This is a genomic window from Treponema parvum, from assembly GCF_017893965.1.
Taxonomy (GTDB): domain Bacteria; phylum Spirochaetota; class Spirochaetia; order Treponematales; family Treponemataceae; genus Treponema_D; species Treponema_D parvum.
Genome location: NZ_CP054142.1, coordinates 452,328 through 466,417, shown reverse-complemented (window position 1 = coordinate 466,417; position 14,090 = coordinate 452,328). Strand labels below are relative to the sequence as shown.

The following is a 14,090-nucleotide window of genomic DNA, read 5'->3' as shown; positions in this document are numbered from 1 at the left end:
CTTTCTTCCTCATACCTTAGTTATTTTTTTCTTACCAAGAATGCCCTGTGGCCGAACAAGGAGGAAAATAATTAAAATGACAAAGCTTAGAACATCCCGGTATCCCGCCCCGAAGATTTGTACGCCGAAATTTTCAATTATGCCCATAAGGTAACCGCCCATTATAGCGCCTGGCATTGAAGTCAGCCCTCCAAAAACAGCTGCCGAAAACGATTTCAATCCGGGGATCGTTCCCATTGAGGGGGCAAGAGAACTGTAATATACGCAGGCCAAAACACCGGCAACGCCGGCACAAGCGCCGGCAATTGAAAATGCAATGGAAATAGTTGCATCTACGTTGATTCCCATCAAACCTGCCGTTTTGTAATCATAAGATACGGCGCGAATCGCAAGCCCCATTTTGGTGCCGTATACAAAAAACTGCATTGCTAGAAGTATTACTATAACGACAACTATAAGAATAAGATGCAGCCAACTTACCGAAACATTTCCAACGGTAACGGCGGTTTTTAAAAAGAAAGCCGGCATACTTTGAGTGTATCTGCCAACAACAAGCGCACAAATTTCGTTTATAAATTGAGAAAAACCTATCGTGCATATCAAAGACGCCACACGACTGGCTCCTCGCAAAGATCTGAAAGCAATTTTTTCAAGTAGAAAGGCAGTGGCAAAACCGGCCGCGCCTCCTGCAAGAATTGCCAGAAAAAGATTATGTGTGAGACGAACAACAATCGTCCAGGCTGCATACGCTCCAAGCATATACAGGGAACCTGTTGCAAAGTTCACCAAATTCAAGACCCCGTATACCAAGGAGTACGACAATGCAAGCAAAGCAAACAGCCCGCCCTGTGTTATCCCATTCAGTAGTTGTTGAATAAACATTTTAACAACTCCAAGATAGTCCTGAGCTGATAATGTCAGCTCAGGATATTAATTTAGTCTAGAACAACTGTATCTAGAAAAAGTTAAATAGCACAGAATTTCCCATTCCTTATGGTAAGCTTTATGTAAGATTTTTTAGCGTCACCGTTGGCATCGAATGTTATAGTGCCCGAAACGCCTTCGTGTCCGCTGGTTTTCAAAAGTTCTTTCCTAACGGTCTCGCTGTTCAACACTCCTGCCCGAACAATAGCTTCCATAAGAACATTGAATGCATCAAAAGCGCAAGCGCCATAGTAGTCGGGGGTTGTCCCGTATTTTGACGAATATTTACTTATGAAATCTTTTGCAGCAGGAGGAGGATCCGCAGGGAAGAACCCGACATTTGTCCGAATATTTTCCACCGCTTTACCGCCAAGTTCCACGAATTTCGGAGAATATACGGTTCCGGCACAATAAGTCGGAATATCCCACCCCAACCTGGCTTTCTGTACACATATAGCGGCTCCGTCGTTATAGTAGCTTGCAAGATAAACGGCTTCCGGTTTCACAGCCTGTAATTTTGTCAAGACAGCCGTAAAGTCTCTTTCACTGTCAAAGTAATACTCTTCGGCGGCTATCTTTCCTCCTCTCGCTTCAAAAGCCACTTTAAAACCGTCTCTTACACTCACTCCCCAGTCGCTGTTAATGTAGAGTATAGCCACTTTTCTAATACCGTCGTCATAAGCCCAATCGGCCATAAATCGTCCTTGTTCAACCTGTGTTCCAAGAACTTCAAACGACCAAGGTGAAGCGGAGGCAAAGAAAATATTTGAAGCCGTAGGCGAAAGCTGAATCATTTTAGCGGAATCATAAATTGACTGCGAAGACATGCAACATGCGCTTGTAAAATCACCGATCTGAGCAAAAATCGACTTGTTACTAGTGAATTTTTGCGCCAATGTAGCAGCTTCTTGGGGTACACCTTTGCTATCGCCGTATTCAACGACAATTTTTTTCCCAATTACTCCACCTTTAGCATTCCAATTCTCGCAAGCCAAATCAATAGACCTTTTAAAGCTGACTCCGTACTCTCCCATATCTCCGGTCATCGGAGCAGACACTGCAATCTTCACTGTATTCTCGTCGGCTTCGGAACCTCCTTTTGCAAACAAAGGCACCGACAACACAGCGACCATCGTAAGAATAAATAAATTTCTTTTCATTTCTTACTCCTTTGGGGCTGCCCGAAAATTGAAGTTTTCGGACAGTTTCCTTGCTTAATATGAGATGTTTAAAATTAAGTCATTACAATATAAAGACTTAATTTTAAACTCGACGGGCTGTCGAAAAAGCAACCGACTTTTGAGACAACCCATTAAATACTGTATGCAGCTTCAAACCCTGAAGAAACAGCCTCCAACATTCTTCCGGGATTACTGCAATCACCAATCCCATAAGAAAATTTACCTTCAGCCAACAAGGCGTTACGTAACTCAGTGTCGGGTTTTGATCCGACCGCTATAACAAGGACATCGCACCCGATTTGTCGACCGTCTTTCAGAACGGCTTTTTCATTACGAACTTCACATACTGAATTGGAAAGAAATTCCGCAACTCCTTCGTCTTTAAGCTCCTTAAGCATTTTTAATCTCGTTATGCCGTCAACATCCCCACCAAGAGCAGGCAACATCTCTACAATGCAAACGTCCCTAGCGCCTGAAACCTTGCAGTACAAAGCCGTTTCACAGCCGACGAACCCGCCGCCAAGAATGACAATTCTTTTGCCGTCATAAAAATCATGCCCTTTTATCAATGCATCCCAAGACAAAATCGCATTAGCGCCCAACGTTGCTCCCGGAATATCTATAACCCTGCAAGCAGCTCCCGTGGCTATAATAACTTCGTCAAAATCGGAACTTTCTTCCGGCTTAAATTCATGTTTAAAAACACACTTGACGGAACTCCTTTTCAATTCTTCTGTCAAATATTCAATATAATCCGTAATTTTGCTCTTGCCCGGAGGAAACTGCGCTAAATAAAGCTGGCCGCCGATTCTATCACTTTTCTCAAACAAGGTTACCGAATGCCCGCGCATATCCGCTATAAGAGCCGCAGTTATACCCGACGGTCCCGCTCCGACAACGGCAATTTTTTTAGCCTTATCCGCAGCGATATGTATAATCGGAAGTCTTTCCCTTCCGGCATAAGGATTAAGGCTGCATCTAATCGGAAGATTTTTTCCGGTGTGGGCAAAACAAGCATTGCAGGAAATACATTTTAAAATATGCTTGTCACCTGCCCTGACCTTATTAACCCAATGAGGCTCGCACATCAATTCCCTTCCAAGACAAGCAAAATCCGCTTTCTCTTCCGCAAGTATATTCTCAACCACTTCAGGAGAACGAAGCACGCCGACGCCCAAAACCGGAATATTCACACATTTTTTAATTTCCCAAGCTAAATTTATCTTCCAACCTTCTTCGTAAGAAATCGGCTCAATCATCGTATCTACCGAACCATATACGCCGGCGGAAACATCAATTGCCGCAATTCCGGTTTTTTCAAGAGCTTTGGAAAAAGCAATCGACTCTTCAAGAGTAATTCCGCCTTCAAAGAAATCCGAACCGTTGATTCTGATCATTATAGGATAATTATCGCCGACTTTTTCCTTTATTTTCTTAACAGTCTCCAGTGTGAAACGTATTCTATTCTCAAAAGAACCTCCGTATTCATCATTTCGATGATTGGTAAGCTTGGAAACAAAGGAGGAAATCAGATACCCGTGCCCTCCGTGAAGCTCAATAGCATCATATCCGCAGATTTTGGCTCTTAGGGCGGCGGCGGCAAATTCCTCTTGTATTCTAACAATGTCGGCTTTTTCAAGTTCTCTCGGAGTCAAACCCGTGTTAATATTTAAAATAGCCGAAGGACCCACAGGATGAACTCCTTCAAGAATGCCTTTATTGATTCCCGCATGCCATAACATGGAAATAGCGAGGGAACCGTTTTCATGTATGCTTTCTGCAAGCAATGCATGACCCGGCATCAAAGAATCATTACAAAGTCTAAGATGGTTCGGTTTGCCAACGGCTTCCGGATACGAAATACCCGTTGCCTCAATGATTACGGCGGCGGCGCCTCCCTTTGCGCGCTCAGAGTAAAATGCCCTCATATCCTCGGTCACTCCGCCGTTTACATCGGTAAGACGAGTGCCGATAGGAGACATTATTATCCTGTTTTTTAGAATCAGATTTCCAATCTTTCCCGGTTGGAAAATATGGCTGTATTTCATAACTCCTCCGAGATAAAATATTCTTTCTTCATTGAATCCCTTCCCTTCTCCAAATCTTCAGTCAATAAAGAGAAGACCAAATCCTTATCTTTTGCCTCAACCGCCTTATGTATGGCGACATGATTCTGTAAAGAGTCGGTATATCCCATTTCTTTCCACATAAGTGAAATATACGGACCTATTCTTAACCAACAAGAACGAATAAGTTCATTGTAAATTTGTTTTTTTGCGATACCGTAAAGGCTCATATGATATTTATAGTGAAACAACATAAACCGTCTCTCGTCATCCACAGAATGTTCCATACCATTTATAATCTGGCCTAGTTCAAAAATTTCTTTAGCGCTGGCAATTTCACAGGCTGTGGAAGCTGTTTTAGGTTCAAGCATAAGACGAATATCAGTAAGATCGATAAAATCTTCAAACGACATACTTCTTATCCGATAATCCTTATTATTTCGTTTCACAATGGAACCTTCGGATTCCAAGAACATAAGCGCTTCTCTTATGGGAATAATACTTACGCCGAATTGGCTTGCCAACGAACGCAATTTTAAAGGTTCATCCGGTTTGAAACTGCCGCTGACCAGATTATCCTCTATGTTTGTCAGAATTTGCTGACTATATGTTTTTTTTATTAAACTACTGAAATCTTTATTCATAGTTATATGTTATAACATATCTCCTGTTTGTCAAGTTTTAATTTTTAAACTTTATCAACTTAAAATCTCCTAAAATTATTGATTTTTCTACGACAGATATTTTAATGTCGAATTATATTTTGAGTAATTTTTTTATCCGGTTCGAGTCGCCTATCGTCGCCCATCATACCGATTGATTATTTTGCACCTTTATCACATAATTTTATTCATGGAAACACGTAACATTTTTGACAATCTTTCATGTATCGATCATCGCTATTCATTATCCGAATCTTCAGTCTTCAAAGAGCTTTCCGAATGTATTTCGGAATCGGCGGCGATTCGCTCATGCGCAAAGGCGGAAGCGGCTCTGGTAAAGGCGCATCTCTTTGTGCGCGGAGAACTTACTCCCCAAGTCGAAGATTTGTTGGACAATACCGCCTCGCAAATAGATCCCGAAGAAGTTTATAAAGAAGAAGAAAAAACTCAGCACAATATACGCGCCTTAGTTAACGTAATGAAGACAAAGGTGCCTCCCCAAATAGCCCCGCTTGTCCACCTGGGAGCGACCAGCGTAGATATCCTTGACACAGCGCTTTCAATGCGCATAAAAGAAGCCGTTCAAAAAGTCGTACTACCGGAGCTAAAAGGGCTCGAAGGTCATTTGTGTTCCATAGCGGAAAGGGAGGCTGAAACTCCGCAAGTAGGCCGCACTCACGGGCAGCATGCGGTTCCGATCACTTTCGGCTGGACTGTTGCAGAATTCGTAAGCCGGCTGGGAAAATCCATAATAGAGATTGAAGCTCTTTCAAACAGGCTTAAAGGAAAACTTTCCGGTCCCGTAGGCGCCTATAACGGAATGAGCATGATCGTTAAAGATCCCGAAGAATTTGAAAAACTCTATCTGAAATTTTTAGGCCTTGAAGCAAGCGAATATTCAAACCAACTCGTAGAGCCCGAATATCTTTTGCGGCTTTTGCTTGAATGCAACGTCGCTTTCGGCATTATAGCCAATTTGGCGGACGACCTTCGTAATTTGCAACGCTCGGAAATAGGCGAAGTGTTTGAATATTTCAGTTCCACACAGGTGGGGTCTTCCACAATGCCGCAAAAGCGCAATCCGTGGAACAGCGAACACGTAAAGTCCCTTTGGAAGGCGATGTCGCCCCGTGTGCTGACATTTTACATGGATCAAATTTCGGAACACCAGAGGGACCTCACCAATTCCGCAAGTCAGCGTTTTATCACAGACTACATAACAGGCTTTACTATGGCCGTTTCCAGAATGAAAAAGATCATTTCGGGGTTGCAGGCCGACCGGAAAAATATGGAAAGAAATCTTTCAGACTCCGGCGGAAAAGTAAAAGGCGGCGTTCTTGCGGAACCGGCATACATTCTTTTGGGAGAAGAGGGAATAAATGATGCCCATGAAGTGATCCGTAAAATAACGCTTGAAGCTGAAAAATCAGGCAAAACTTTTTTTGAAGTCCTTAAAACGCATACCGAAGCGTTTAAAATGATTACGGACAGGATTAAAAAGCTCGGTATTCCGGATGCGGAAGGGTTCTTTTCGGACCCGGCGCGGTACAGAGGCCTTGCGGCGAAAAAATCACGGCGCATTGCAAAAAAATATGCGGAACTCATGGAAAAAAAATAAAAGCACCTTTGAAAAAACGGCCGGCGACATAAGCGCCGGCAGCACCAGATCTTCTGCACGAGCTTTTTAAAATTTCGGCAGAGCGTCGAAGCCGCGCTTCAAATCTTCATCGCTCGGAATATAATCGCTCATTTTACCGTCATTAAAATTTTCATAAGCTTTCATATCAAAATAGCCTGTTCCGGTCAAACCGAACACTATGTTTTTTGCCTCTCCGGTTTCTTTACATTTTAAAGCTTCGTCTATTGCGACCTTTATCGCATGGCTGCTTTCGGGCGCCGGTAAAATTCCTTCCACACGGGCAAATTCCGTAGCGGCTTCAAACACCGAAGTTTGTTTGACTGCCCTGGCCTCCAAAAGCCCTTCGTCATATAATTCCGAAAGCACAGGACTCATTCCGTGATAGCGAAGACCGCCTGCATGACTTGCAGAAGGGATAAATTCCGAACCTAATGTATACATCTTTGCAAGCGGGCAAACATGTCCCGTGTCGCAAAAATCATACACAAATTTTCCGCGTGTAAAACTCGGACATGAAGCCGGTTCCACGGCGATGAACTTATAGTTTTTTTCGCCTCTGAGAACTTCTCCCATAAAGGGTGAAATAAGTCCTCCCAAATTGGAACCTCCGCCGGCGCAGCCTATAATTATGTCGGGAACTATACAGTACTTATCGAGGGCGCTCTTAGTTTCAAGCCCGATTATGCTCTGATGGAGCAGCACCATATTCAAAACGCTGCCAAGCACATAGCGATAACCGGGCGATTTTGCGGCGCATTCTACGGCTTCCGAAATAGCGCAGCCGAGGCTTCCCGACGTTCCCGGAAATTCCGCATTGATTTTCTTGCCTATATCGGTTGTCATGGACGGAGACGGGGTAACGGAAGCGCCGTAAGTACGCATGACTTCCCTTCTAAATGGTTTTTGCTCATAAGAACACTTAACCATAAAAACCTTACAGTCAATGCCGAAATAAGCGCATGCCATTGAAAGAGCCGTCCCCCATTGCCCCGCTCCCGTTTCCGTAGTAACGCCTTTTAAACCCTGTTCCTTTGCATAATATGCCTGCGCGATCGCGGAATTGAGCTTGTGACTTCCGCTAGTATTGTTCCCTTCAAACTTATAATAAATATGCGCAGGAGTATCTAATTTTTTTTCAAGGCAATAGGCGCGAACAAGCGGCGACGGTCTATACATTCTATAAAAATCAAGTATCGCTTTCGGTATGGGAATAAGACGATCGTCGTCATTTAATTCCTGTTTTACAAGTTCGTCGCAAAAAACCGGCCGCAAATCTTCATATTTGAGAGCGGCGTGTGTTTTAGGATTAAGAAGCGGAGCGGGCTTTTTTTTCATATCCGCACGGACGTTATACCAATCTTTAGGCATTTCATTTTCCGAAAGATAAATTTTGTACGGGATGTCGTTTTTGTTCATATTTTTACCTCCAACAAGATTTTCGTCGATCATTGCTATGCCTAAAGACCGCACTGATTCATACATTTTTGCGGCGCTTTGTTTCTATTTATAGATACACTATAACAAAAACCGTTGTTCTTGTAAATAGAAACAGTCAAAAAAACAAAAAAATTTTAAATTATTTTTGGATTTTTACGTATCATGTCCGGTAATCAGCCCTTTTCACACAGCTAATAAACGATGTTTGCCTAAAGGGCAAACTCAAAATTCAAGTACCGCCATGGATGGCGGCAAAATATGTAAAAGCGATATTTTGGCTTTGCCAAAATTCGCCATAAACCGATGTACACGGAGGTACGTCGGTTTATAATTATTTCAGACGTTCAATTTAAACCTTCCTTAAAAACTGCGTCGCCGCAGAAATCATCAGATTTCGAGGACGACGCATTCGTGCGCATTTTGCGCACAGTTGATAAGCGATGTTTGCCTAAAGGGCAAACTCGAAATTAAATTGAACGGCGCTATTTCAGACGTTCAATTTAAAAGTTCTTTAAAATTGCACAGCGAGTAAATCGTCAGATTTAAGAGCTGGGCAATTAGTGCGCATGAGCGCACAGTTCAATAAACGAGTTTTCGAAGAAAACTCGATGTTAAAAGCGCCGCGCCTATTTAGCGGTCGAAGTTAAATCTTCCTTAAAATCGCGTCGCCGAAGAAATCATCAGATTTCGAGGACGACGCATTCGTGCGCGCTTTGCGCACAGTTAAAAATGAGTTTTCCGAAGGGAAACTCAAAATTTAACAAGACCGCGATATTTTAGCGGTCGAAGTTAAATCTTCATCTACTCCCATACCGAACAGCGCAAAATCCCCGCGGCACGGATCGTCGGGCCACACCTGTTTTAAAATTTCCGTTAACTCAAATGCGGTCTTAGCGGAAGCGGCGCTTTTTTCAGGTACCAGATGAAGTTTTTTAGCCTGCTGCAGTACATGAGTATCCACCGGGATGATCAATTTTTCGGCAGGATACCAATCCCATAAGCCGATGTCCACAGGAGAATTTTTTCGAACCATCCATCGCAAAAACATGTGCAGACGTTTATTGGCGGATTGTTTTGTATGCGAAACCATGCGGCAATTCTTAAAAAGCTCCGAAAAAATCCGAACGGGTGAAAAATCGTCGGCAGCATTCGCCAAAGCCTTGTTTTTTTCATATTCGCGGCGAAAACAGTTTCCCAAAGTATCGTATTCGGATAAAATTCTTTGCAGGGCGCCGAACACGTCCCTAACGTCGTCGTAGGAATAAAAACGGTAATATTTTTTATTCCCTGAAGGAAAATCACCTTTCCAACTGCCATCCTTGATCCATGCGGCAAAGGAATCGCCGGAATAGGAGAGCACTTCTTCAATTTTTTTTAAAAATTGCTGGCGTTGGCCGAATGCAAAAAGCGATGCTATAAACGAGCAAATTTCAATATCTACCGTTTTATTATAACGGCGCAAAAAAAGGCTCGGATCTCCCGATGAGAAGTCCTGAGTCTCGTATTTGTCCGCCAAATAAACGAGAAGTTTTTTAGTCGTGTCGGAAATTTTATTCATAAGCTGGCCGCCTTTTGCGGTTTCGCGCTGGTGAGAAATCTTCGTTTGACACAAAGGATTTAAGGAGATCCAGCCGCGCTAAGGCGTCTTCTCTTCCCAAGTCATACATACTTTGAAGAACGTAGGGATCGTGTTCGGTTCTTTTAACATTCAAAGGCCGGCTCGGCGCAAAAACAAAAGCGTTTCCCGCATCTTCCTGCTTTTTTACAAAATCAAGTTCTCCATTATAAACCTTATGCCGCACGGCCATGGCCTTTACTACCGAAGGATATTTTTTGTAAACGATTTTGATCAAAGGCAGTAATTTTACAGGCTTCTTTAAATAACCTTGAGGCTGCGTTAGTATGACAATATTTTTTTCATATCCCATTCCCATAATCTTTTTAAGAGGAATAGAATCCGCCATTCCGCCGTCGAGAAGTTTATATCCGTCCACTTCAACAATATGTGAAACAAGCGGCATGGACGCCGAAGCTCTAAGCCACGTAAGATCCGTACTGTCGCCGGAATAAAGTTCACGATATACGGGCTTACCCGTCAATACATCGGTGCATACCGCATAAAATTTTTCAGGCGTGGATTTAAAGGTCTTGGCATCAAAAATATCAAGTTTGTTCGGAATATCGTCATAACAAAATTTCGCGCCGAAAAAATCTCCGGTTTTTATAAACGATCTGATACCGGAATATCTAGGATCACGACAGAATCTTTTGTTATATCGGATAGTACGGCCTATCTGTCTTGATTTATAGTTACAGCCGAAAACCGCTCCCGCCGAAGCTCCCATAATCGCATCGACTTTAATTTCGTTTTCAAGCATTACATCCAATACGCCGGCAGTATACATGCCGCGCATACCGCCGCCTTCAAGTACAAGTCCTATCTTCATCACTATTATTTTACCGATTAAAGGGCAAATTGAACAGTCTGCGGTACTCGCCTAGGGCTGATATAGCCCGCCCGGTATTCCCGGCTAAAGCCTAGCAGTTACCGTATAAACCGCTAGGCGCTTTAACAACAGTTTGTCCATGTAAAGGAGTGTAAGTTTGACATCTTTTACGGGCAAACTGATAGGTTTCTTTGGACAATTTTTTATTAAAACGGCCAAAAGCCGTTTTAATAAAAGAAAGCCCGGCAGGCTACCGTCGTTCGCAGCATAGCTGCTCACTTACCAAGTTTGCAGGGTAAACATTCTATAGCGCTAAGAACCGCCCGTGCAAACTTGCTATGTCCCCTAGAACTCGTTTTATTTAAAAAGGCTGCCTTAAGGCAGCCTTTTTAAATAAAAAAGCCCGGCAGCTACCTACTTTCCCGTCAAAAGACAGTATCATCGGCGTAAGAGAGCTTGACTTCCGTGTTCGGGATGGGAACGGGTATTGCCTCTCCACAATGGCCACCGGGCATATTAACATAATTAAAGATGCGGAAAAAAAGTCAATAAAACTCTCTCAAACCGCTAAGGGAAGATCAGTGAAGAAAAATAACGGGAACAATAATATGGTCAAGCCTCACGACTTATTAGTACTGCTTGGCTGAACGCCTCACGACGCTTACACCTGCAGCCTATCAACCGGATAGTGTCTCCGGAGTCTTTAGGAGGGTTAAACCCTCAGGGATGTCTTATCTTGGGGTGGGCTTCCCGCTTAGATGCTTTCAGCGGTTATCCCTTCCGAACTTAGATACCCAGCACTTACCCTTGGCAGGATAACTGGTAAACCAGAGGTTCGTCCACTTCGGTCCTCTCGTACTAAAAGCAGCTCCTCTCAAACATCCATCGCCCGTAACAGATAGGGACCGAACTGTCTCGCGACGTTCTGAACCCAGCTCACGTACCGCTTTAATTGGCGAACAGCCAAACCCTTGGGACCTGCTCCAGCCCCAGGATGCGATGAGCCGACATCGAGGTGCCAAACTTTCCCGTCGATGTGAACTCTTGGGGAAAATCAGCCTGTTATCCCCGGAGTACCTTTTATCCGTTAAGTGATGGCCCTTCCACACGGAACCACCAGATCATTAAGACCTACTTTCGTACCTGCTCGAAATGTCTTTCTCGCAGTCAAGCCTCCTTGTGCCTTTACACTCGTACGATGATTTCCAACCACCGCGAGGAGACCTTCGCGCACCTCCGTTACTCTTTAGGAGGCGACCGCCCCAGTCAAACCGCCTGCCTACCATTGTCCCTATACCGGCTTCACGGCACAGGTTAGAAATTCCATTCATCAAGGTTGGTATTTCACTTTTCGGCTCTTCGCAACCTAACGGCCACGCATCACTGCCTCCCAACTATTCTACACATGATGAATAGAATCCCAATAGTAAGTTACGGTGAAGGTTCACGGGGTCTTTCCGTCTAGTTACGGGTATCCGGCTTCTTTACCGGAATATAAATTTCACCGAGTCTCGCGTTGAGACAGTGCCCAGAATCGTTACACCATTCGTGCGGGTCGGAACTTACCCGACAAGGAATTTCGCTACCTTAGGACCGTTATAGTTACGGCCGCCGTTTGCTGGGGCTTCGATTCACAGCTTCTCCTTACGGATAACCGCTCCTCTTAACCTTCCAGTACCGGGCAGGTGTCACCACCTATACGTCCCATTGCTGGTTCGCAGATGGCTGTGTTTTTGATAAACAGTCGCCTGGGCCTGCTTTGTGTCGCTCACAATCTTTGATTAAAGTGAGCCGCACTTCTTCCGAAGTTACGTGCGCATTTTGCCGAGTTCCTTAACGCGAGGTCGCTCGTGCGCCTTAGATTTCTCATCCTACCTACCTGTGTCGGTTTCCGGTACGGTCTTTTAAGCCTAACTTAGACATTATTTCCCGGCACCTTGATTACGTCCGCTTCACTTCGACTTTCTCTCCGCTCGCTGTCACGGCTCATCTCAGAGTGTCTTTTAACCCACTCTTCACTAACTTACCGCTTTGACCGGAACTACCGTTCTCCGGCCGGATTTCACCTCATGCGTCATGCCTTCAATACTTAAAAGGTATTGGATTATAAACCAATTTCCCATCGACTACGACTTTCGTCCTTGCCTTAGGGGCCGACTTACCCTGGGCAGATTGCCTTTACCCAGGAAACCTTAGGTTTTCGGCGGACGGGGATCTCACCCGTCTTTTCGTTACTTATACCTGCATTCTCTCTTCCATCTCCTCCAGCATCCCTCACAGGTTTGCCTTCTCAGGTTAATGCAATGCTCCCCTACCAATCATAACTTTCGTTATGAGTCCGTGACTTCGGTATCATGCTTAGCCCCGTTACATTGTCTGCGCACAGGTGCTCGACCAGTGAGCTGTTACGCACTCTTTTAAGGAATGGCTGCTTCTAAGCCAACCTCCTGGCTGTATTTGCATCCGCACTTCATTTCACACTCAGCATGATTTTGGGACCTTAGTCGCCGGTCTGGGCTGTTTCCCTTTCGACTATGAACCTTAGAGCACACAGTCTCACTCCCATACGATGACTGTCGGTATTCAGAGTTTGATTGGTTTCGGTAGGTTTTGACACCCCCTAGTCCATCCAGTGCTTTACCTCCGACAGTTTTGTATGAGGCTGTCCCTAAAGGCATTTCGGGGAGAGCCAGCTATTTCCAGGTTTGTTTAGCCTTTCACTCCTAGTCACAGGTCATCACTACCTTTTTTAACAGATTACTGTTCGGTCCTCCACAAGGTTTTACCCTTGCTTCAACCTGCCCATAACTAGATCACCTTGGCTTCGGGTCTACGACATGCAACTTTTCGCCCTTTTCAGACTCGCTTTCGCTCCGGCTCCGGAACTTCTATCCCTTAACCTCGCTGCATACCGTAACTCGCAGGTTTATTCTACAAAAGACACGCCACTACCCTTTCGGGCTGTGACATCTTGTCAGTCTATGGTTTCAGGTTCTATTTCACTCCCCTTACCGGGGTTCTTTTCGCCTTTCCCTCACGGTACTTCTTCGCTATCGGTAGCTGATTAGTATTTAGCCTTGGATCGTGGTCGACCCGGATTCCGACAGGGTTCCTCGTGCCCCGCCGTACTCAGGTACCGCATCAAAAAGTCATACTTATTTCGCTTACGCGGCTTTCACGCTCTCTGACAGGCTTTTCCAAAACCTTTCTGCTATAAGTATGTTTTCTCCTAACTTTTCGGGTCATCCCCATGCGGCCCTTCAACCCCACTTTGCGTGGTTTGGGCTCCTCCGCTTTCGCTCGCCGCTACTTACGGAATCTCTTTTGTTTTCTTTTCCTCGGGTTACTTAGATGGTTCACTTCACCCGGTTTCGCTCTGCCGCCCTATTTTATTCAGACGTCGCAGTGACAACCTTTTAAGTTGTCGGGTTACCCCATTCGGCTATCCGCGGATCTCTGAATATGTGCTTCTCCCCGCGGCTTTTCGCAGCTTATCACGGCCTTCTTCGCCTTCCAGCTCCTCTAGGCATCCGCCATAGACCTATTTTCGCTTGACCATATTATTCTTCCCGTATCTCAACTTTCGCACTATTAAAAGTTATCAAGCTTACATCTTCTAACGTGCTCGCCTCAATCGGGCATTCTTCACCTAGAAGCAAGTTCCTCTCATGCTTATCACACTCAAGTCTCTCGCTCCTTCTTCCCTTCTCTTGTCTTGTCAAAGATCGTGTAAA

General features: G+C 44.6%; 8 protein-coding genes and 2 rRNA genes. 1 reads left to right on the top strand and 9 read right to left on the bottom strand.

Features of this window, described 5'->3' with window-relative positions:
- Positions 1-9: 9 nt before the first annotated feature.
- The 4 genes from HRQ91_RS02190 to HRQ91_RS02175 all read right to left on the bottom strand — a co-directional run bounded on the left by HRQ91_RS02190 (position 10) and on the right by HRQ91_RS02175 (position 4,815).
- Positions 10-882 (bottom strand): branched-chain amino acid ABC transporter permease, encoded by an 873-nt coding sequence (locus HRQ91_RS02190; RefSeq protein WP_210120054.1) that lies wholly within the window; start codon positions 880-882, stop codon positions 10-12.
- An 83-nt stretch (positions 883-965) separates the two neighbouring features.
- Positions 966-2,084, bottom strand: a complete 1,119-nt coding sequence (locus tag HRQ91_RS02185) for an ABC transporter substrate-binding protein (protein ID WP_210120053.1) — start codon at positions 2,082-2,084, stop codon at positions 966-968.
- A gap of 152 nt (positions 2,085-2,236) precedes the next feature.
- Positions 2,237-4,153 (bottom strand): NAD(P)/FAD-dependent oxidoreductase, encoded by a 1,917-nt coding sequence (locus HRQ91_RS02180; RefSeq protein WP_210120052.1) that lies wholly within the window; start codon positions 4,151-4,153, stop codon positions 2,237-2,239.
- Complete coding sequence (locus HRQ91_RS02175; RefSeq protein WP_210120051.1) at positions 4,150-4,815, bottom strand: GntR family transcriptional regulator; 666 nt, start codon at positions 4,813-4,815, stop codon at positions 4,150-4,152. Before HRQ91_RS02175 ends, HRQ91_RS02180 begins: the two co-directional genes overlap by 4 nt.
- A 208-nt stretch (positions 4,816-5,023) precedes the next feature.
- Between HRQ91_RS02175 and HRQ91_RS02170 the strand changes: the two genes are divergently transcribed.
- On the top strand, positions 5,024-6,451 hold the full coding sequence (locus tag HRQ91_RS02170) for a lyase family protein (protein ID WP_210120050.1): 1,428 nt from the start codon (positions 5,024-5,026) through the stop codon (positions 6,449-6,451).
- A gap of 66 nt (positions 6,452-6,517) precedes the next feature.
- Here the strand turns inward: HRQ91_RS02170 and HRQ91_RS02165 are convergent, their stop codons facing one another.
- From HRQ91_RS02165 to HRQ91_RS02145, 5 genes are all read right to left on the bottom strand, one after another.
- Positions 6,518-7,888: a TrpB-like pyridoxal phosphate-dependent enzyme gene (locus tag HRQ91_RS02165; protein WP_210120049.1), complete on the bottom strand. Its 1,371-nt coding sequence runs from the start codon at positions 7,886-7,888 to the stop codon at positions 6,518-6,520.
- 778 nt (positions 7,889-8,666) lie between these two features.
- Positions 8,667-9,467: a TIGR02757 family protein gene (locus HRQ91_RS02160; RefSeq protein ID WP_210120048.1), complete on the bottom strand. Its 801-nt coding sequence runs from the start codon at positions 9,465-9,467 to the stop codon at positions 8,667-8,669.
- Entirely contained in the window at positions 9,460-10,356 is an 897-nt protein-coding gene (locus HRQ91_RS02155; RefSeq protein ID WP_210120047.1) for a patatin-like phospholipase family protein, read from the bottom strand. The genes HRQ91_RS02160 and HRQ91_RS02155 overlap by 8 nt, the downstream gene beginning before the upstream one ends.
- Before the next feature lie 401 nt (positions 10,357-10,757).
- Positions 10,758-10,868 (bottom strand): 5S ribosomal RNA (rrf, locus tag HRQ91_RS02150).
- Between the two features lie 96 nt (positions 10,869-10,964).
- Positions 10,965-13,913 (bottom strand): 23S ribosomal RNA (locus HRQ91_RS02145).
- Positions 13,914-14,090 lie beyond the last annotated feature (177 nt).